This is a genomic window from Cellulomonas endophytica, from assembly GCF_004123805.1.
Taxonomy (GTDB): Bacteria; Actinomycetota; Actinomycetes; order Actinomycetales; family Cellulomonadaceae; genus Cellulomonas; species Cellulomonas endophytica.
Genome location: NZ_RWJX01000008.1, coordinates 1 through 18,008, shown reverse-complemented (window position 1 = coordinate 18,008; position 18,008 = coordinate 1). Strand labels below are relative to the sequence as shown.

Below are 18,008 nucleotides of genomic sequence, written 5' to 3'. Positions count from 1 at the left end.
ACGGGCCCGGGGGATGCTGGGCCGCCAGAGGACGGACGAGGGGGTACGGGGCGATGACGCGACTGTTCGGGACCGACGGGGTCCGGGGGCTGGCCAACCGGGACGTGACGGCGGAGCTCGCGCTCGACCTGTCCGTCGCCGCGGCGCACGTCCTGGGGTCCACGGGCGCGTTCGCGGGGCACCGGCCCCGCGCCGTGGTCGGACGGGACTCCCGCGCGTCCGGGGAGTTCCTCTCCGCCGCCGTGTGCGCGGGGCTGGCCTCGGCCGGGGTGGACGTCGACGACGTGGGCGTGCTGCCCACGCCCGCCGTGGCGCACCTCACCGCCGCGCTGGGCGTGGACCTCGGCGTGGTCCTGTCCGCCTCGCACAACCCCATGCCGGACAACGGCATCAAGTTCCTCGCCCGGGGCGGCCGCAAGCTCGACGACGAGCTCGAGGCGGCCATCGAGGCGCGCATGGGCGAGGCCTGGCAGCGGCCCACGGGCGCCGGCGTCGGGCGCATCCGCACCGACGGCGGGCGCGGGGGCGAGCGGTACGTCGAGCACCTCGTCGGGACGGTCGGGACGGACCTCACGGGCCTGCGCCTGGCGGTGGACTGCGCCAACGGGGCGGCGAGCGTCGTCGGGCCGGAGGCGCTGCGCGCCGCCGGCGCCGACGTCGTCGTCATCAACGCCTCGCCCGACGGCCGCAACATCAACGAGAAGTGCGGCTCCACGCACCCGGAGCAGCTCCAGGCCGCGGTCGTGGCGTCCGGGGCCGACCTCGGCGTCGCCTTCGACGGGGACGCCGACCGCTGCCTGGCCGTCGACCGGGACGGGCGCCTCGTCGACGGCGACCAGATCATGGGCGTCCTGGCGCTGGCGATGCGGGAGCGGGGCTCCCTCGTCGACGACGTGCTCGTCACCACCGTGATGAGCAACCTCGGGCTGCGCCTGGCGATGGCCGAGCACGGCGTGCGGACGGTGGAGACGGCGGTGGGCGACCGGTACGTGCTGGAGGCGATGCGCGAGGGCGGCTACGCGCTCGGCGGCGAGCAGTCCGGGCACATCATCATGGCCGAGCACGCCACCACGGGGGACGGGGTCCTCACGGCGCTGCAGCTGGCGGCCCGGGTCGCCGCGACGGGGACGCCCCTGGACGTGCTCGCGGGCGTGGTGCGGCGCCTGCCGCAGACGCTGGTCAACGTGTCCGGCGTCGACCGGGCGCGCACCGCGGACGGCGCCCTGCTCGACGCCGTCCGGGCGGCCGAGGACCGCCTGGGCGCCACGGGCCGGGTGCTGCTGCGGCCGTCCGGCACGGAGCCCCTCGTGCGCGTCATGGTCGAGGCCGCCACCCAGGACGAGGCGGACGACGTCGCCCGCGCGCTCGCGGACGTGGTGCGCGAGCGGCTCGCGCTGTGAGCGACGGCCGCGCCGGCCTGCTGCGGGACCTCGTCCTGCGGCTGCTCGACCGGGCCGACGAGCACGACGTGGTGCCGGTGGTCCAGGCCGGCAGCCCCGTCCTGCGCGCTGTGGCCGACCCCTACGACGGGTGGCTGCACGACGACGAGCTCGCCCGCCTCCTCGACGTGATGCGCGCGACGATGCACGCCGCGCCGGGCGTGGGCCTGGCCGGGCCGCAGGTCGGCCTGCCCGTGGCCATCGCCGTGCTGGCCGACCCCGGCTCGCCCGACCCGGAGGTGGCGGTGGTGCGGGAGCGCCCCGTGCTGCCGCCGCGCACCCTGGTCAACCCGCACTACGTGCCGCTCGACGAGACGCGCGTCGGCTTCTACGAGGGCTGCCTCAGCGTCGTCGGGTACCAGGCCGTGGTCGCGCGTCCCCGGCGCATCCGCCTCACCGGGCAGGACGAGACCGGCCGGGCGCTCGACGAGGAGGTCGTCGGCTGGCCCGCCCGCATCGTCCAGCACGAGACGGACCACCTGCGCGGCACGCTGTACCTCGACCGCGCGGAGCTGCGGTCGCTGTCGGCGACGGATGCCACGGGTGCCCGCTGGGGCACGCCGCCGCGGCCGACGGAGGCGGCGCGTCTGCTCGGCTTCCCGCTGGCCGGACTCGACGTCGAGGCCTGAGCGGGACGTCGGGGCCGAGAGCCCGGACGGACCGGCCCTCGGGGCCGTCCCGCGTCCCCCTGCAGGGGTACGCCCGCGGCCGAGGCGTCCCCCGTTGGTCGGGGTCGGGTGGGGGGTGGGATCAGGCCGAACCCTGATGTGGGCGCGATCGGCCGCGCAATAGCGTCGCGGTGGCGCACGCCGACGGCCACACTGGTCGTCGGGCGGCGCCCGTGGTGCCGTCGGGGTGCCGCGCGGGCAGGTGCGGCGCCGCCGGGCGCCGGCGAGGGGGACCGCCGTGGAGCAGTGGGTGCTGGACCTGCTGGGATCGGGGTGGGCGTACCTCGCCCTCTACGTGCTCGCGACCGTGGACGGGTTCTTCCCACCGGTCCCCAGCGAGTCCGCCGTCATCGCGCTCGCGGCCGCCGCCACCGCGGCGGGCGGCGCGGACCTGCGCCTCGTCGTCGCGGTCGCCGCCGCCGGCGCCTTCACCGGCGACCAGGTCGCCTACGCCGTCGGGCGCCGCGTCCCCGTGCGCGAGGTCTGGTTCCTGCGCGGACGGCGCGCCCGGGCGGTCGTCGACGGCGCCGAGCGCGCGCTGGCGGTCCGGGGCACCTCGCTCATCGTGGCGGCGCGGTACGTGCCGGTGGGGCGCGTGGCCGTCAACATGACCGCCGGTGCGGTCGGATTCCCCCGGCGGCGGTTCGTCGCCGTGAGCGCGCTCGCCTCCTGCCTGTGGGCGGTGTGGTCCGCCGCGATCGGCGCCGGCGCCGGAGCGTGGCTCCACGACCGGCCGGTGCTCGCGCTCGTCGTCGGGGTCGTCGGCGGGCTCGTCGTCGGGCTCGCGATCGACCTCGCGGTCCGCGCCGCCGCGCGCCGGCGCGAGCGGTCGCGCGGGTCCCGGGACCCCCGGCCGTCCCGTCGCCCGGTGGGCGACGAGGGCCGCGACCCCGCCGACGGCGTGGCGGCGCGTCCGGCGTCCCCCGTCGGCCGCGCGGTCGCCCCCGCCGCCCGCCCGGCGCCCGACCCCCGCACCGACGCCGCCCCCGGCCGGACGCGGACGGCGGACGTGCTGCTCGTCGCCGTCCGTTCGCCGGCGGTGCCGGCCGCGGTGCCCTCGACGACGGCGCCCGTCGTCGTCGTGCCCCCGGTCGTGGTGCCGTCCGGCCACGTGCCCCGCGCCGCGGCGGCCGGCCCCGCGGCGACCGGTGCCGCCCCCGGGTCCGGTGCCGTCGCCCCCGGGGCCGGGCGCGTCACCCTGCGGGCGGCGGGCGCCCTGCCTCCGGCGCCCGTACCGGTGCCCTGCCCCCCGCACCCCTGACGACGCCCTCGTCGGGCGGGGTGGCGGGGCGCCGTCGTGCCGCCCCGTCCCCGGCTCCGCGCACCGGCGCCGTGCTCGCCGGCCCGTGGCCTCCGAGGGTCACGGCCCGCTCACGATCCGGGTGCCGTCGGCAACGATCCGGTCTCGACGGGCTGTCACCCGTCCGTGTCTGCGTAGGGTCGAGGACGAGGTCGGCGCCGGTGCCCCTCCCGTCCTCCGCGCCCCGTCCGAGCACGTCGGACGGCAGGCCGGCCGGACGCGGGAGGGCACGTGCGACCCGGACGCCGTCCTGCCCCGCGTGCCCCCGGCCGCGGCGTGCGCCGGTCCCTCGCCGTCGTCGCGCTCGGGGTGGCGGTCGCCGGGACCGCCACCGGCTGCACGCCCGGCCCGGACGGCCGCGCCACGGCCGTGGCGCCGACCCCGGCGCAGGTGCGCACGGCGGCCGACTGCCGCGCCCCCGCCGTGCTCGCCGCGCTCGGGTGGGCGCCGACGGCCGGCGGCGCCGTCCCGGGGACGCGCGGCGCGGAGGCCACGGCCGACGTGGCGGGCCACGTGCCCGCGACGCCGGACGCCACGCCCGGCGCGGTGCCCGAGGGGTTCCGTCCGACCACGGTCGTGACGTGCGCGCGTGCCGGGCAGGCCCGCGACGCCGAGGGCGTGTGGACCACGGTCCGGGCCACGGAGCTCGAGGGCGACCTCGCCCCGCTCCTGGACGCCCTGTCCGCCGGTGCGACCCCCCCGCCGACCCAGGTCCGGCCCGGGGGGGAGGACGCGACCTCCGCGGGGTCGTCCGGGGGCTCGGCACGCGAGGCGCCGCCGGCGCCGGTGACGTCCTCGCCGGGGCCGGCCCCCGCGCCGGGAGCAGGACCGGCGGCGGACCCGTCGTCGGGGCCCGCACCGGGGGCGGGTTCGGCACCAGCCTCCGTGCCGGACCCCGCGGCTCCGGCGACGTCGGTGCCGGACCCCGCCGCGGCGAGCCCCGCGGAGACCGGTGCGGGCGAGGACGGCGGCTCCGGGGCGACCTCCGGGGACCCGGAGCCGTCGGCCTCGACGAGCACCTGCGCCGAGGGCGATCCGCCGCCCGTGATGTGGCTGGTGGACGCGCTCGGCCGCGCCGTGTGGGTCGCGGTCCCCGGTGACGGCTGCGTCCCGGCGCCGGGCGTGGCGGCGGCGCTCGCGGGGCTCGAACCCGTGCAGGCGACGGACTGGCCCGTGCAGCTGCTCGCGCCGACGCCGGTCCCGGACGCCGCCGCCTCCTGACGCCGAGCTCCTCGCCGCGGGTGCTCGATGCCGTCCTCGTGAGGCACGCCACGGCGGTGCCGGTCCTCGGCCTGCTCCTCGTCGACCGGACGAGACGCTCGGCCTCGTCGTCGCCTGCAGCCGTCAGAGCTTGCGCAGGCGGACGCTCGCCACGTGGTGGTCCGCGGCCTTCGTCAGCACGAGGGTGGCCCGGTCGCGGGTGGGCGCGATGTTCGCGCGCAGGTTGGGCGCGTTGATCGAGTCCCAGATCTGGCCGGCGCGGGCGGTCGCCTCGGCGTCGGTGAGCGCGGCGTAGCGGTGGAAGAACGACTCGGGCCGGGTGAACGCCGTGCGCCGCAGCGCCAGGAACCGCTCGACGTACCACTCGCGCACGTCGGCCTCGCGGGCGTCGACGTAGATGGAGAAGTCGAAGAAGTCGCTCACGGCGACGCCGGTCCCGTCGCGGCCGGGCCGGGCGGGCTGCAGGACGTTGAGCCCCTCGACGATGAGGACGTCCGGCCGGCGCACCACGTTCTGCGCGCCGGGCACGATGTCGTAGGTGAGGTGGTCGTAGACGGGCGCCGCCACCTCCGCGTCGCCCGCCTTCACCTGCGAGACGAAGCGCACGAGCGCGCGCCGGTCGTAGGACTCGGGGAACCCCTTGCGCTCCATGAGCCCGCGGCGCTCGAGCTCGGCGTTCGGGTGCAGGAAGCCGTCGGTGGTGACGAGCTCGACGCGCGAGGTGGCCGGCCAGCGGGCGACGAGCTCGCGCAGGAGGCGGGCGGTCGTCGACTTGCCCACGGCGACGGACCCGGCGACGCCGATGACGAACGGCGTGCGTCCCACCCGCTCGCGCAGGAACGTGCCGGTGGCCTCGTGCAGACCGCGCACGGCGGCGATGTGCAGGTCGAGCAGGCGCGAGAGGGGCCGGTAGACCGTGTCGACCTCCGCGAGGTCGATGGGGTCCCCGAGGGCGCGGAGCCGCTGCACGTCGACGTCGGTGAGCGGCAGCGGCGTCGAGGCCGACAGGCGCGCCCACGCCTCACGGTCGAGGTCGACGAACGGGCTGGACAGGGTCGGTGCGGTCAGCACCGCGTCAGTCTGCCGCACCCCCGCCGCCGCGCCCGTCGACGCGTCGTCGCCGGAGGGGGCAGGGTCCGCCGTCCGCCGTCGGCACAGGTCCCTCACGCGCGCGCACACCGCCCTCACGGGTGGCGGGGGACCGCGCCCCTAGACTCGCCCGCATGTGCGGCATCGTCGGATACGTCGGTCAGGGACACGCGGACGGTCGTCCGCGCGAGGTGGTGCTCGAGGGGCTGCGGCGCCTCGAGTACCGGGGCTACGACTCGGCGGGCATCGCCCAGGTCTCCCCGGACGGCACGCTGAGCACGGCGAAGAAGGCCGGGAAGCTCGCGAACCTCGTCGAGGAGATCGACCTCCACCCGCTGCCGGACGCGACGGCGGCGATCGGCCACACGCGGTGGGCGACCCACGGTGCCCCGACGGACCGCAACGCCCACCCCCACGTGGCGGGGCGGCTCGCGGTGATCCACAACGGCATCGTCGAGAACTTCGTGACCCTCAAGGCCGAGCTGGCCGCGCAGGGCGTGGAGTGCACGTCCGAGACGGACACGGAGGTGGCGGCGCACCTGCTCGCCCGCGCCTACGACGCCACGGGCGACCTGACCGCGGCCATGACGCAGGTCGCGCGGCGGCTCGAGGGCACCTTCACGCTGCTCGCGGTCCACGCGGACCACCCCCGCACGGTGGTGGGCGCCCGTCACGACTCGCCGCTCGTCGTCGGGATCGGTGAGGGCGAGAACTTCCTCGGCTCGGACGTCGCCGCGTTCATCTCCGCGACGCGCGAGGCGCTCGAGCTCGGCCAGGACCAGGTCGTCACCATCACCCCCGAGGGCGTCGTCGTCACGGACTTCCACGGCGCACCGGCCGAGGGCCGTCGCTACACGGTCGACTGGGACACGGCCGCCGCGGAGAAGGGCGGCTTCGCGTCCTTCATGGACAAGGAGATCCACGACCAGCCCCACGCGGTGGCGGACACGCTCCTCGGCCGCACCGACGTGCGCGGCCGCCTCGTCCTCGACGAGCTCCGCATCACGGAGGAGGTGCTGCGCGCGGTCGACAAGATCGTCGTCGTCGCCTGCGGCACCGCCGCCTACGCCGGCCACGTGGCGAAGTACGCCATCGAGCACTGGTGCCGCATCCCCGTCGAGGTCGAGCTCGCGCACGAGTTCCGCTACCGCGACCCGGTGGTGAACGCGCGCACGCTCGTCGTGGCCGTCTCCCAGTCCGGCGAGACGATGGACACGCTCATGGCCGTCCGTCACGCGAAGGAGCAGGGCGCCACGACGCTCGCCATCGTCAACACCCACGGCTCGACGATCCCGCGCGAGGCCGACGCCGTGCTCTACACGCACGCGGGGCCGGAGATCGCGGTCGCCTCGACGAAGGCCTTCCTCGCGCAGATCACGGCCACCTACCTGCTGGGCCTCTACCTCGCGCAGCTGCGCGGCACGATGTTCTCGGACGAGGTCGAGGGCAAGCTCGTCGAGCTGCGCGCCATGCCCGAGCGCATCCAGACCGTGCTCGACCGCTCCGACCGGGTCCGCGAGATCGCCCGGTGGATGGCGGACACCCCGTCCGTCCTGTTCCTGGGCCGCCACGTCGGGTTCCCCGTGGCGCTCGAGGGCGCGCTCAAGCTCAAGGAGCTCGCCTACATCCACGCCGAGGGCTTCGCCGCCGGCGAGCTCAAGCACGGGCCGATCGCGCTCGTCGAGCCGGGCCAGCCCGTCTTCGTCGTGGTGCCCTCACCGCGTGGCCGGCACTCGCTGCACGCGAAGGTCGTGTCGAACATCCAGGAGATCCGCGCCCGCGGCGCGCGCACGCTCGTCATCGCGGAGGACGGCGACGAGGCCGTGCGCCCCTTCGCCGACGAGGTCTTCTACGTGCCGCAGTGCCCGACCCTGCTGGCGCCCCTGCTCACGGTGGTGCCGCTGCAGGTGTTCGCCTGCGAGCTCGCGACCGCCAAGGGCCTCGACGTGGACCAGCCGCGGAACCTGGCGAAGTCCGTCACGGTCGAGTGAGCGGCACGGCGACGGCGTGATCGTCGGGGTCGGGATCGACGTCGTCGACGTCGCGCGGTTCCTCGAGACCCTCGACCGCGCCCCGGGGCTGCGGGACCGGCTGTTCACGCCCGACGAGCGGGACCTGCCGCCCGCCTCCCTCGCGGCGCGGTTCGCGGCGAAGGAGGCGATCGCCAAGTCCCTCGGCGCACCCGGCGGCATGCGGTGGCACGACGCCACGGTCCACCGGGTCCGGGGCGGCGCGCCCGTCGTCGAGGTGCGCGGGACCGTCGCGGCGGCGGCCGCCGCCGCGGGCGTCGACCGGTTCCACCTGTCGATCTCCCACGACGCCGGCATCGCCTCCGCGATGGTCGTCGCCGAGCGGGACGCCTGACGCGACGCCCTCGCCGGCGTCGCGTCAGGCTCGGCCTCAGCCCTTCAGCGCCGGCACGACCTCGCGCTCGAACAGCTCGATCCCGGACCGGTCGTAGGCCGCCTCGGCGAAGTACGTGATCGCGTAGGTCATCCCCAGGCCCTCGAGCTCGCGGAGCTTCTCGACGATCTGCTCCGGCGTCCCGACGAGGGGGCCCCGCCGGAACTCCTCGGCCACCTGCTCCACCTTCCCGGGCACCGTGGCGCGGTAGTGGTCCTCGACCCACGCCAGCCGGTCGGCGACCTCGGCCTCCGTGGCGCCGATGACCACGTTGTAGTTGGCCGACCGCACGATGGAGCCGAAGTCCCGGCCCAGGTCGTCGCAGTGGCCGCGCAGGACCTGCGACTTGTGCACGAAGCCCTCGGGGGTGCCGTCGAAGTTCGTGTACGCCGCGTGCTGCGCCGCGATGCGCAGGGTCTTGCGCTCGCCGCCGCCCGCGATCCACAGCGGCGGCCCGCCCGCCTGCAGCGGCAACGGCGCGAGCTGCGCGCCGTCCACCTGGTAGTACTTCCCGTCGAGGTGGGCGACGCCGTCGCGCCACAGCTGCTCGAAGACCTGGACGCCCTCGTCGAGCATCGCCAGGCGCTCCCCGGCGGTCGGGAAGCCGTAGCCGTAGGCACGCCACTCGTGCTCGTACCAGCCCGCGCCGATGCCCATCTCGACGCGGCCGCCGGAGATGACGTCGGCCGTCGCGGCGACCTTCGCCAGGTAGGCCGGGTTGCGGTACGCCATGCAGGTGCACATCTGGCCGAGGCGGACGCGGTCCGTCGCCGCGGCGAAGGCGTTCATGAGGCTCCACGCCTCGTGCACGGCCTCGCCGTTGGGCTCGGGCACGGCGTGGAAGTGGTCGTAGACCCAGATCGACTCCCAGGCGTCGCCGGAGTCGGCGTGCCGGGCCAGGTCTCGCATGACTGGCCAGTGGCGGGCGGTCTCGATGCCGGTGAGGTCCTGCCGCCAGCCCTGGGGGATGAAGAGTCCGAAGCGCATGCCTCGCACGCTAGCCGTCGCCGGCCCGCTCGGCCCCGGGACGACGCGCGCGGCCCGCCGGTCCAGGATGGGGGCGTGCTCGCCGCCTGGACCGCCGCCGACGTCCGTGCCGCCGAGGCGCCGCTGCTGGCCGCGGGGGTGCCGCTCATGCGCCGCGCGGCGCACGGGCTGCACCTCGAGGTCGTGCGCGTCCTGCGCGGACGTCGGCACACGGGCCCGGGCGGCCGCGCCGGGCGCACGGTGCCGCTGCGGGGCGCGCACGTGGCCGTGCTGGCCGGGGCGGGGAACAACGGCGGGGACGCGCTGCACGCGGCGGCGCTCCTCGCGGCGCGGGGCGTGCGCGTCACCGTCCTGCCGGCGGCGGCCCGGCTGCACGACGAGGGCCTCGCGGCGGCCCGCGCGGCGGGCGTGGGCGTCCTCGACGCAGACGAGGTGACGGCCGACCCCGCGGCGGCGGCGGCGCTCGCGGCCGGCGCGGACGTGGTGCTCGACGGGCTCGTCGGGATCGGCGCCGACGGGTCGGGGCTGCGGGGGACGGCGCAGCGGCTCGTCGCGGCGCTGCTCGAGGCGCTGGAAGGGCTGGAGGCGCCGGAGGCGATGCCCGGGGCCGCCGGGCGGGTGCGGCCCGTCGTCGTCGCCGTGGACGTGCCCTCCGGCATCGGCGTCGACGACGGGCGCCTCGCCGGGACGGTCCTGCCCGCCGACCGGACGGTGACGTTCGGCGTCCCGAAGGCCGGGCTGCTGCTGCCGCCGGCGTCGGGCGTCGTCGGCGCGCTGGTGACCGTCGACCTCGGCCTCGACCTGTCCGGCCGCCCCCCGGCGGTGCGGCGGCTCGAGGACGACGACGTGCGCGCGCTGTGGCCCGTGCCCGGACGGGCCGCGCAGAAGTACGCCCGCGGCGTCCTCGGCGTGGTGACGGGGACCACGCGCTACCCGGGGGCGGCGGTGCTGTCCGTGAGCGGCGCGGTCGGCGCGGGGGTCGGCATGGTGCGCTTCGTCGACGAGCGGCCGCCCTCCGCTCCCGACGCGGGGACCGCGACCCCAGCCGGCCCGCTCGCCGCCGCGGTGCTGGCGGCCCGGCCCGAGGTCGTCGTCGCCGCGCACGTCGGGGACGGGCGCGTGCAGGCCTGGGCCGCCGGCTCCGGGGTCGACCCCGCGGACCCCGCGCGCGCCGCGGCGGTCGCCGACGTGCTCCGGGCGGCCGCGGCCGGGGTCCCGGCCGTGCTCGACGCCGGTGCCCTCGAGCACGTCGGGCCGGGGACGGGGGCGCACGTCGTCCTCACCCCGCACGCCGGGGAGCTGGCCGCCCTGCTGGCCCGGCTCGGGGAGCGCACGGACGACGACCGGCCAGTGGACCGGGACGCCGTGGAGGCCGAGCCGTGGCGCTGGGCGGGGCGGGCCCACGCGCGGACGGGGGCGACGGTGCTGCTCAAGGGGGCGACGACCCTCGTCGTCGGACCGGGCGGGACGTGGTCCCAGGCGGACGCTCCCGCGTGGCTGGCCACGGCCGGCGCGGGCGACGTGCTCGCGGGCGTGCTCGGGACGCTCCTGGCGGCGCGCGCCGACGCGCTCGCGGACGACCCGTCCGCCGCGGCCCGGCTCGCCGCCGCCGCCGCGCTCGTCCACGGGCGCGCCGCCCACGCCGCCCGTCCGGGCGGGCCCGTCGCCGCGGCCGAGGTCGCGCACGCCGTGCCCGACGTCGTCGCCGCGCTCCTCGCCGGGCGCCCTGCGTCGTCCGGGGCGGCGCCGGTGGGAGACTGCGGGGCGTGAGCGACCCGACCGCCTACAGCCCCGTCCGCGCGGTGGTGGACCTCGACGCCCTCGCCGCCAACACCCGGGCCCTCGCCGCCCGGGCCCCCTCCGGCCAGCTCATGGCCGTCGTCAAGGCCGACGCCTACGGCCACGGCCTCGTGCCGGCGGCCCGGGCGGCGGTGGCCGGGGGTGCCACCTGGCTGGGCGTGGCCCAGGCCGGCGAGGCCCTCGCGCTGCGGGCCGCCGGCGTCACGGCCCCGCGGCTGCTCACGTGGCTGCACGCCCCGGGCGTCCCCATGGCCGACCTCCTCGAGGCCGACGTCGACGTCTCGGTGGCGGCGCCCTGGGCGCTCGACGCGGTCGTCGCGGCGGCGCGGGCGACCGGGCGCACGGCCCGGGTGCACCTCAAGGTCGACACGGGGCTGGGCCGCAACGGCCTGACCCCCGACGCCCTCGCCGCGCTGCTGCCGGCGGTCCTGCGGGCGGAGGCCGAGGGCGCCCTGCGCGCGGTCGGCCTCTGGTCGCACCTCGCCGCCGCCGACGAGCCGGGGAACCCGGTCACGGCGGAGCAGCTCGCCGTGCTCCGGGCGTCGGCGGACGCGGCGGAGCGGGCCGGTGCCCGGTTCGAGGTCCGGCACCTGGCGAACTCGGCCGGCCTGCTGCTGCACCCCGCGACGCACCTGGACCTCGTCCGGCCCGGGATCGCGCTCTACGGGCTGTCGCCCGCGCCCGGCACGGTCGACCCCGCGTGCGAGGGGCTGACGCCCGCGCTCACGCTCGAGGCGGACCTCGCCACCGTGAAGCGGCTGCCCGCCGGGCACGGGGTCTCCTACGGGCACCACTACGTCACCCCCCGGGACACCGTGGTCGGCGTCGTGCCGCTCGGGTACGCCGACGGGCTGCCGCGGCACGCCTCCGGCACGGCCGAGCGGCCCGGCGGGCCCCTGCTCGTCGGCGGGCGCCGGCTCGGCGTGGCCGGGCGCGTGTGCATGGACCAGGTCGTCGTCGACCTCGGCCCGGGTGCGACGGAGGTCGCCGGGGACCGCGTCGAGCTGTTCGGGACGGGCGCGGACGGCGGTCCCACCGCGGAGGACTGGGCGCGCGCCGCCGGCACGATCGGCTACGAGATCGTCACGCGCCTGGGCGCCCGGGTGCCGCGCGTGCACGTCGGCACCGCGGGCGTGCCGGCACCTGCGCCCGTGGCCGACGCCGACGCCGAGGCCGCAGCCCCGGCCGTGCCCGTCGCGGCGGGAGCGGCCCGGTGACCGGCCCGACGACCGGCCCGGCGACCGGCCCGACGACCGGCCCGACGACCGGCCCGGTGAGCGGCGCCGGGACGGGCGCGGCGACGCGCCGCGTCGTGCTGCCCGACGCCGAGGCCACGCGCGGGCTGGGGCGTGCGCTCGCCGCGGTGCTGCGCGCGGGGGACCTCGTCGTCCTGACCGGCGGCCTGGGCGCCGGCAAGACGACCCTGACCCAGGGGATCGGCGCCGGCCTCGGCGTCCGCGGCGCCGTGGTCTCGCCGACGTTCACCATCGCCCGGGTGCAGCCCGCGCTGCCCGGCCCGGACGGCCGCCGCGGGCCGTCGCTCGTCCACGTCGACGCGTACCGGATCGGCTCCCTCGACGAGATCGACGCCCTGGACCTGGACGCCTCGCTCAAGGAGTCGGTGACGGTCGTCGAGTGGGGGAGCGGCTGGGTCGAGGGGCTGGCGCAGGACCGGCTCGAGGTGGCGATCGAGCGGCCGCGCGGCGGTGCGGGCGCGGCACCGGCGGCGGACCGCGACCCCGACGACGAGGACGGTGCCGCCGGCGTCCGCACGGCGACGCTGCGCCCCGTCGGTGCGCGGTGGGCGGGCGTGCCGCTGCCCGGGGAGCCCGTCGACGAGGACGACGGCCGGAGGGGCGGCGTGGGCGACGACGGCGCGGACGGCGGCGCGGACGGCGCCGCTCCGGTGGCAGGCTGAGCCGGTGCCCCTCCTCGCCCTCGACACCTCCGCGGCCGTCGCCGTCGCCGTGACCGACGGCGCCGGCGTCGCCCTCGCCGCCGGCTCCGTCCCCGAGCAGCGCCACCACGCCGAGCGGCTCGCGCCCCTCGTCGCCGAGCTGCTCGCGGCCGCGGGCACGACGCCCGCCGCGCTGACGGCCGTCGTCGCCGGGACGGGCCCGGCGCCGTTCACCGGGCTGCGGGTCGGGCTCGTCACCGCCCGCGCGCTCGCGCTCGCCCTCGGCGTGCCGCTGCACGGGGTGCCCAGCACGGAGGCGCTCGCCCTCCGCGCGCTCGAGGCGGACCCGGCCGCGGACGTGGTCCTCGTCGTGACGGACGCCCGCCGGCGCGAGGTCTACAGCGCGCTCTACCGGCGGGCGGCGACGGACGACCCCGCCACGGCCGGCCTCGTCGAGGTCCGGGCCCCGGGGGTCGGGCCGGCCGAGGACCTCGTGGCCGACCTCGCCGACGGCGTGCGCGTCGTCGGGCGGGGCGCGCTGCTGCACCCCGCCCTCGCCGAGCGGCTCGGCGACCCGGCCGCGCTCGACACGGCCCTGCTCGACCCCGACCCCGCCGCCCTCGCCCGCCTGGCGGTGCGGCGTGCCGCCGCGGGGCTCGGGCAGCCGGGCGAGCCGCTCTACCTGCGCCGTCCCGACGCGGTCCCGGCGGCGTCCCGGAAGCGGGTGCTCGCGTGAGCGAGCAGGTGACCGTCCTGCGCCCCCTCGTGCCCGCGGACCTCGACCGGGTGATGGAGCTCGAGGCCGACCTCTTCGGCGCCACCGCGTGGTCGCGGACGTCCATGGCCGCCGAGCTCGTCACGGAGGGCCGCGAGTACCTGGCGGCGGTCGACCTCGACGGCGCGGCCGGTGGCCTCGTGGTCGGCTACGCCGGGCTCTGGTTCGACGGCGACGACGCGCAGGTCATGACCATCGCGACCGCCCGCACGCACCAGAACCGCGGCGTCGGCCGCCGGCTGCTCACGGCGCTCGTCGAGCGCTCCGCCGTGCTGGGGGCGCAGACGCTCCTCCTCGAGGTCCGCGTGGACAACCTGCCCGCGCAGCACCTGTACGCCTCGCTCGGCTTCGAGCGGCTCGGCGTGCGGCGCAACTACTACCCCGGCGGCATCGACGCGTACACGATGCGGCTGCGGCCCGTCCGCGCGGCCGACGTCCCGGCGGGCCGGTCGTGAGCCCCGGCGGCACGGGCGCGCGCACCCACGCCCGCGCCGATGCCGGCACCCACGCCCGCGCGGAGGTCCTCGTCACCCCCGGGGCGCTGGCCGCCGCCCTCGCCGGCGACGAGCCGCCGGTCCTCCTCGACGTCCGGTGGGTGCTCGGCCGGGACGACGGCCGCGAGCAGCACCTCGCCGGCCACCTGCCGGGCGCGGTCTTCGTCGACCTCCCGACGGAGCTGTCCGCCCCGCCGACGGCCGAGGGTGGCCGGCACCCGCTGCCCGACGTCGCCGCCCTCGAGGCGGCGGCGCGCCGGTGGGGCGTGCGCGCGGGGCGGGGCGTCGTGGCCTACGACGCGACCGGCGGCCTCGCGGCGGCCCGTGCCTGGTGGCTGCTGCGCTGGGCGGGCGTGCGCGACGTGCGCCTCCTCGACGGCGGGCTGGCGGCGTGGACGGCGGCGGGCCTGCCGCTGGAGGCGGGGGCCGTCGTGCCCGAGCCGGGCGACGTCGTGCTCTCCGGCGGCGGCCTGCCGACGGTCGACGCCGACGGCGCCGCGGCGTGGCCGACGCACGGCGTGCTGCTCGATGCCCGTGCCGGCGAGCGCTACCGCGGCGAGAGCGAGCCGGTCGACCCGCGCGCCGGGCACGTGCCAGGGGCCCTCAGCGCGCCCACGGCCGACCTGCTGGGGCCCGACGGCCGCTTCCGCCCGGAGGCGGAGCTGCGCGCCCGGCTCGGCCCGCACGCCGACGCCGGCCCCGTCGCGGTGTACTGCGGCTCGGGCGTGACCGCCGCGCACACGGTGGCGGCGCTGGCGACCCTCGGCGTCGAGGCGGCCCTGTACCCGGGCTCGTGGTCGCAGTGGTCCGCCGACGCGGCGCGGCCGGCCGCCACGGGCGCGAGGCCCGGGCGACCGGCCTGACGTCCGGGGCGGTCCGGCCTCAGACCGCGGCGGAGACCGTCCCCCAGCCCAGGCGCGGCGCGCGCGGCCGGTGGGTGCCCTCGCCGCGGGCGTGGCCGACGTTGAGCACGAGCAGGGTGCGCCAGCCGGACGCCGCGAAGAACTCGGCGTCGACCCCGGCGGCGTCCAGCCCGCCCATGGCGCCCGAGGCCAGGCCCGCAGCCCGCAGGCCGAGGATGAGGTAGCCGGCCTGCAGGAGGGTGTTCGTGCGTGCCATCGCCTCGCGCGCCTCGACGGCGGGCTCGAGCTCCTCCGCCTTGCCCGGGGCGTGCGGCAGGAGCGTCGGCAGGTGCCGGTGGAAGGCGGGGTCGGCGGCGACGACGAGCGTCAGCGGTGCGTCCAGGACCCGCTGCCGGTTGCCCTCGGCCATGTGGCGCGCGAGGCGCGCGCGGGCCTCGGGGCTGCGCACGACGAGCAGGCGCATCGGCGTCGTGTTGAGGGCCGTCGGGCCCCACTTCACGAGGTCGTGCACGGCCTCGAGCTGGGCGTCGGTGACGGGCTCGTCCGTGAAGTCGCTCACCGTGCGGGCGGAGCGGAACATCAGGTCCGCGACGTCGTCCGGCACCACGAGCGCGCCGTCGTCGAACGACAGGTCGAGGGTCGGGTCGAGGTCGGGGAGCGAGGAGGTCTCGGTCGTCATGGGCGGTTGAACGCTCAACGACCTCGCCAGGATTCCTGGGACGTCCCACGTGCTGGCGTGACGGCGGTCACCCCGGCGCGGCGACAGCGCGCGGGCCCGACCGCCGACGCTCCTATCCTGGGCGTCGTGCCCGAGACGCCCGCCGCGAGCCCCGCCCCCGACACCTCCGCCCCGCTGGTCCTCGGCATCGAGACCTCCTGCGACGAGACCGGGGTCGCCCTCGTCCGGGGGCGCCAGCTCCTCGTCGACGCGGTGGCCAGCTCCGTCGACGAGCACGCGCGGTTCGGCGGGATCATCCCGGAGATCGCCTCCCGCGCCCACCTCGAGGCGATGGTGCCGACGGTCGAGCGCGCCCTCGACGGCGCCGGCGTCGCGCTGTCCGACGTCGACGCGATCGCGGTCACGGCCGGGCCGGGCCTCGTCGGCCCCCTGACGGTCGGCACGTCCGCGGCGAAGGCCCTCGCGCTCGCCCTGGGCAAGCCCCTGTACGGCGTCAACCACGTCGTCGGGCACGCCGTCGTGGACGAGCTCGTGCACGGCGCCTTCCCCGAGCGCGTCCTGGCGCTCGTGGTCTCCGGCGGGCACTCGAGCCTGCTCCTCGTCGAGGACACGGTCCGGGTCACCGAGCTGGGCTCGACGCTCGACGACGCCGCGGGCGAGGCGTTCGACAAGGTCGGGCGGCTGCTCGGCCTGCCCTACCCGGGCGGTCCCCACATCGACCGGCTCGCGCGCGAGGGCGACCCGGGGGCGATCCGCTTCCCGCGCGGGCTCACGGCGCCGAAGGACCAGGCGGCCCACGCCCTCGACTTCTCCTTCTCCGGCCTCAAGACGGCCGTCGCCCGCTGGGTGGAGGCGCGCGAGGACGCCGGGCAGGCGATCCCCCTGCCCGACGTCGCCGCCTCCTTCGCCGCCGCGGTCGCCGACGTGCTCACGGCCAAGACGCTCGCGGCGTGCGAGCGCCTCGGTGTCGGCACGCTCGTCGTGGGCGGGGGCTTCTCGGCCAACAGCCAGCTCCGCGACCTCATGACCGAGCGGGCGGCCGCGGCCGGCGTGGAGCTGCGCATCCCGCCCATCCGGTTCTGCACGGACAACGGCGCGATGATCGCGGCGCTCGGGTCCGCCGTGGTCGCGCGCGACCTGCCGCCGTCCCGGCTCGACCTGGGCGTGGACTCGACGATGCCGCTCACGCAGGTCCTCGTCTGAGCCCTCCGCCGGAGGCGGGCCGGGACGGCGACGGCCTCAGGGCGTCGGGGAGCCGCCGTTCGCGTTGAGCGTCTCGCCGGAGACGTAGCTCGACTCGGGCGAGGCGAGGAACACGTACGCGGGCGCCATCTCGACGGGCTGCCCGGCGCGGCCCAGCGGGGTCTGCTTCCCGAACTCGGGCAGCTTCTCCGGCGGCTGCCCGCCGGCCGTCTGCAGGGGGGTCCACACCGGGCCCGGGGCCACGACGTTGACGCGGATGCCCTTCGGCGCGAGCTGGCCGGCCAGCGCCTTGCTCAGCGTGTTGATGGCGGCCTTCGTCGTCGCGTAGTCCACGAGGATCGGCGACGGGTCGTACGCCTGGATCGAGCTCGTCGTGATGATGCTCGAGCCCGGGGGCAGGTGCGGCACGGCCTCCTGGATCGTCCAGAACATGGCGTAGACGTTCGTGCGGAACGTCTCGTCGAACTGGGCGGAGCTGAGGTCGGCGATGTCCTCCACCGCCTGCTGCTTGCCGGCGACGAGGGCGAGGGTGTCCAGCCCGCCCAGCTCCTCCAGCGCCCGGTGCACGAGGCCGCGCGCGTACGTCTCGTCCGTCAGGTCGCCGGGCGCGAGCACGACGGTGCGGCCCTCGGCACGGACGATCGCGGCCACCTCCTCCGCGTCCGGCTGCTCCTCCGGCAGGTAGGACAGGACGAGGTCCGCGCCCTCCCGGGCGAAGGCGATCGCCACCGCGCGGCCGATGCCGGAGTCGCCGCCGGTGACCAGCGCCTTGCGGCCGACGAGCCGGCCGGTGCCGCGGTAGGAGTCGCGGCCGTCGTCGGCGCGGACGGCCAGGTCCTGCTCGAGGCCGGGGCCGTCCTGCTGCTGCTCGGGGTAGCCCTCCGTGCGGAAGCGGGTGGTGGGGTCGGTGAAGGTCAGCTGGTCGGTCATGCTCGCCATCGTCGCCCGGCCGTCCCCCGGGCGCGCGTCAGAGGGGGCGGCCGGCCCGCCGCTCGGCGACGAGGTGCTCGACCACGGGCCGCAGCTGCCCCGCGTGCCGCCGGGCCACGGCCCGCTGGCGCTGGTACGAGGCGCCCTTGCGCAGGACGACGCGCACGGCGTCGAGCTCCGCGGCGCACCCCAGCCGCTCCGCCACCGGCTCCAGCACGCGCAGCCACCGGGACACGGAGTCCGTGACGAGCTCCTCCGCG

At 78.0% G+C, this 18,008-nt stretch carries 17 protein-coding genes and 1 pseudogene; 13 read left to right on the top strand and 5 right to left on the bottom strand.

The annotated features are described in order from the left end of the window. Nucleotides 1–53: 53 nt before the first annotated feature. From glmM to EJA20_RS03945, 4 genes are all read left to right on the top strand, one after another. Nucleotides 54–1,400 carry a phosphoglucosamine mutase gene (glmM, locus tag EJA20_RS03960; RefSeq protein ID WP_129336879.1) on the top strand — a complete coding sequence of 449 codons (1,347 nt, stop codon included), beginning with the start codon at nt 54–56 and terminating at the stop codon, nt 1,398–1,400. Further along, nucleotides 1,397–2,068, top strand: coding sequence for a peptide deformylase (locus EJA20_RS03955; protein WP_205687350.1), 672 nt, complete (start codon nt 1,397–1,399; stop codon nt 2,066–2,068). The genes glmM and EJA20_RS03955 overlap by 4 nt, the downstream gene beginning before the upstream one ends. A gap of 277 nt (nt 2,069–2,345) precedes the next feature. Further along, on the top strand, nt 2,346–3,368 hold the full coding sequence (locus EJA20_RS19045; protein WP_205687349.1) for a DedA family protein: 1,023 nt from the start codon (nt 2,346–2,348) through the stop codon (nt 3,366–3,368). A gap of 315 nt (nt 3,369–3,683) precedes the next feature. After that, complete coding sequence (locus EJA20_RS03945; RefSeq protein WP_129336878.1) at nt 3,684–4,628, top strand: hypothetical protein; 945 nt, start codon at nt 3,684–3,686, stop codon at nt 4,626–4,628. A 123-nt stretch (nt 4,629–4,751) separates the two neighbouring features. On the opposite strand, the gene coaA is transcribed toward EJA20_RS03945, so the two are convergent. Then, nucleotides 4,752–5,699 carry a type I pantothenate kinase gene (gene coaA, locus EJA20_RS03940; protein WP_338068795.1) on the bottom strand — a complete coding sequence of 316 codons (948 nt, stop codon included), beginning with the start codon at nt 5,697–5,699 and terminating at the stop codon, nt 4,752–4,754. Nucleotides 5,700–5,851: 152 nt separating this feature from the next. Here coaA and glmS point away from each other — a divergent pair, with 152 nt between their 5' ends. After that, the gene (gene glmS / locus EJA20_RS03935) at nt 5,852–7,708 is read left to right on the top strand and encodes a glutamine--fructose-6-phosphate transaminase (isomerizing) (RefSeq protein WP_129336876.1); all 1,857 of its coding nucleotides are present in this window, start codon (nt 5,852–5,854) and stop codon (nt 7,706–7,708) included. 16 nt (nt 7,709–7,724) lie between these two features. Next, on the top strand, nt 7,725–8,081 hold the full coding sequence (locus tag EJA20_RS03930; RefSeq protein WP_129336875.1) for a holo-ACP synthase: 357 nt from the start codon (nt 7,725–7,727) through the stop codon (nt 8,079–8,081). A gap of 36 nt (nt 8,082–8,117) precedes the next feature. Here EJA20_RS03930 and EJA20_RS03925 read toward each other — a convergent pair whose 3' ends face one another. Then, on the bottom strand, nt 8,118–9,107 hold the full coding sequence (locus EJA20_RS03925; RefSeq protein WP_129336874.1) for an LLM class F420-dependent oxidoreductase: 990 nt from the start codon (nt 9,105–9,107) through the stop codon (nt 8,118–8,120). 75 nt (nt 9,108–9,182) lie between these two features. Between EJA20_RS03925 and EJA20_RS03920 the strand changes: the two genes are divergently transcribed. The 6 genes from EJA20_RS03920 to EJA20_RS03895 are packed head-to-tail and all read left to right on the top strand — an operon-like array spanning nt 9,183 to nt 14,936. Further along, nucleotides 9,183–10,877: a bifunctional ADP-dependent NAD(P)H-hydrate dehydratase/NAD(P)H-hydrate epimerase gene (locus EJA20_RS03920; protein WP_129336873.1), complete on the top strand. Its 1,695-nt coding sequence runs from the start codon at nt 9,183–9,185 to the stop codon at nt 10,875–10,877. Beyond that, nucleotides 10,874–12,124 carry an alanine racemase gene (gene alr, locus EJA20_RS03915; protein WP_129336872.1) on the top strand — a complete coding sequence of 417 codons (1,251 nt, stop codon included), beginning with the start codon at nt 10,874–10,876 and terminating at the stop codon, nt 12,122–12,124. The genes EJA20_RS03920 and alr overlap by 4 nt, the downstream gene beginning before the upstream one ends. Nucleotides 12,125–12,180: 56 nt before the next feature. Further along, on the top strand, nt 12,181–12,825 hold the full coding sequence (tsaE, locus tag EJA20_RS03910) for a tRNA (adenosine(37)-N6)-threonylcarbamoyltransferase complex ATPase subunit type 1 TsaE (protein ID WP_129336871.1): 645 nt from the start codon (nt 12,181–12,183) through the stop codon (nt 12,823–12,825). Nucleotides 12,826–12,829: 4 nt separating this feature from the next. Beyond that, on the top strand, nt 12,830–13,540 hold the full coding sequence (tsaB, locus tag EJA20_RS03905; RefSeq protein ID WP_129336870.1) for a tRNA (adenosine(37)-N6)-threonylcarbamoyltransferase complex dimerization subunit type 1 TsaB: 711 nt from the start codon (nt 12,830–12,832) through the stop codon (nt 13,538–13,540). After that, a complete protein-coding gene (gene rimI, locus EJA20_RS03900; RefSeq protein ID WP_240675010.1) occupies nt 13,537–14,034 on the top strand; it encodes a ribosomal protein S18-alanine N-acetyltransferase in 498 nt (165 codons plus the stop codon). Before tsaB ends, rimI begins: the two co-directional genes overlap by 4 nt. Next, a complete protein-coding gene (locus EJA20_RS03895; protein ID WP_129336869.1) occupies nt 14,031–14,936 on the top strand; it encodes a sulfurtransferase in 906 nt (301 codons plus the stop codon). The genes rimI and EJA20_RS03895 overlap by 4 nt, the downstream gene beginning before the upstream one ends. 19 nt (nt 14,937–14,955) lie before the next feature. Here the strand turns inward: EJA20_RS03895 and EJA20_RS03890 are convergent, their stop codons facing one another. Continuing rightward, nucleotides 14,956–15,615: a malonic semialdehyde reductase gene (locus EJA20_RS03890; RefSeq protein ID WP_129336868.1), complete on the bottom strand. Its 660-nt coding sequence runs from the start codon at nt 15,613–15,615 to the stop codon at nt 14,956–14,958. 126 nt (nt 15,616–15,741) lie between these two features. On the opposite strand from EJA20_RS03890, the gene tsaD reads away from it, so the two are divergent. Then, nucleotides 15,742–16,818, top strand: coding sequence for a tRNA (adenosine(37)-N6)-threonylcarbamoyltransferase complex transferase subunit TsaD (gene tsaD / locus EJA20_RS03885; protein WP_129336867.1), 1,077 nt, complete (start codon nt 15,742–15,744; stop codon nt 16,816–16,818). Nucleotides 16,819–16,854: 36 nt separating this feature from the next. On the opposite strand, the gene EJA20_RS03880 is transcribed toward tsaD, so the two are convergent. Together EJA20_RS03880 and EJA20_RS03875 are read right to left on the bottom strand one after the other, a co-directional pair. Continuing rightward, nucleotides 16,855–17,748, bottom strand: a complete 894-nt coding sequence (locus EJA20_RS03880) for an SDR family oxidoreductase (RefSeq protein ID WP_129336866.1) — start codon at nt 17,746–17,748, stop codon at nt 16,855–16,857. Between the two features lie 37 nt (nt 17,749–17,785). Next, nucleotides 17,786–18,008, bottom strand: a pseudogene (locus tag EJA20_RS03875) (glutamate--cysteine ligase); the annotation flags it as partial.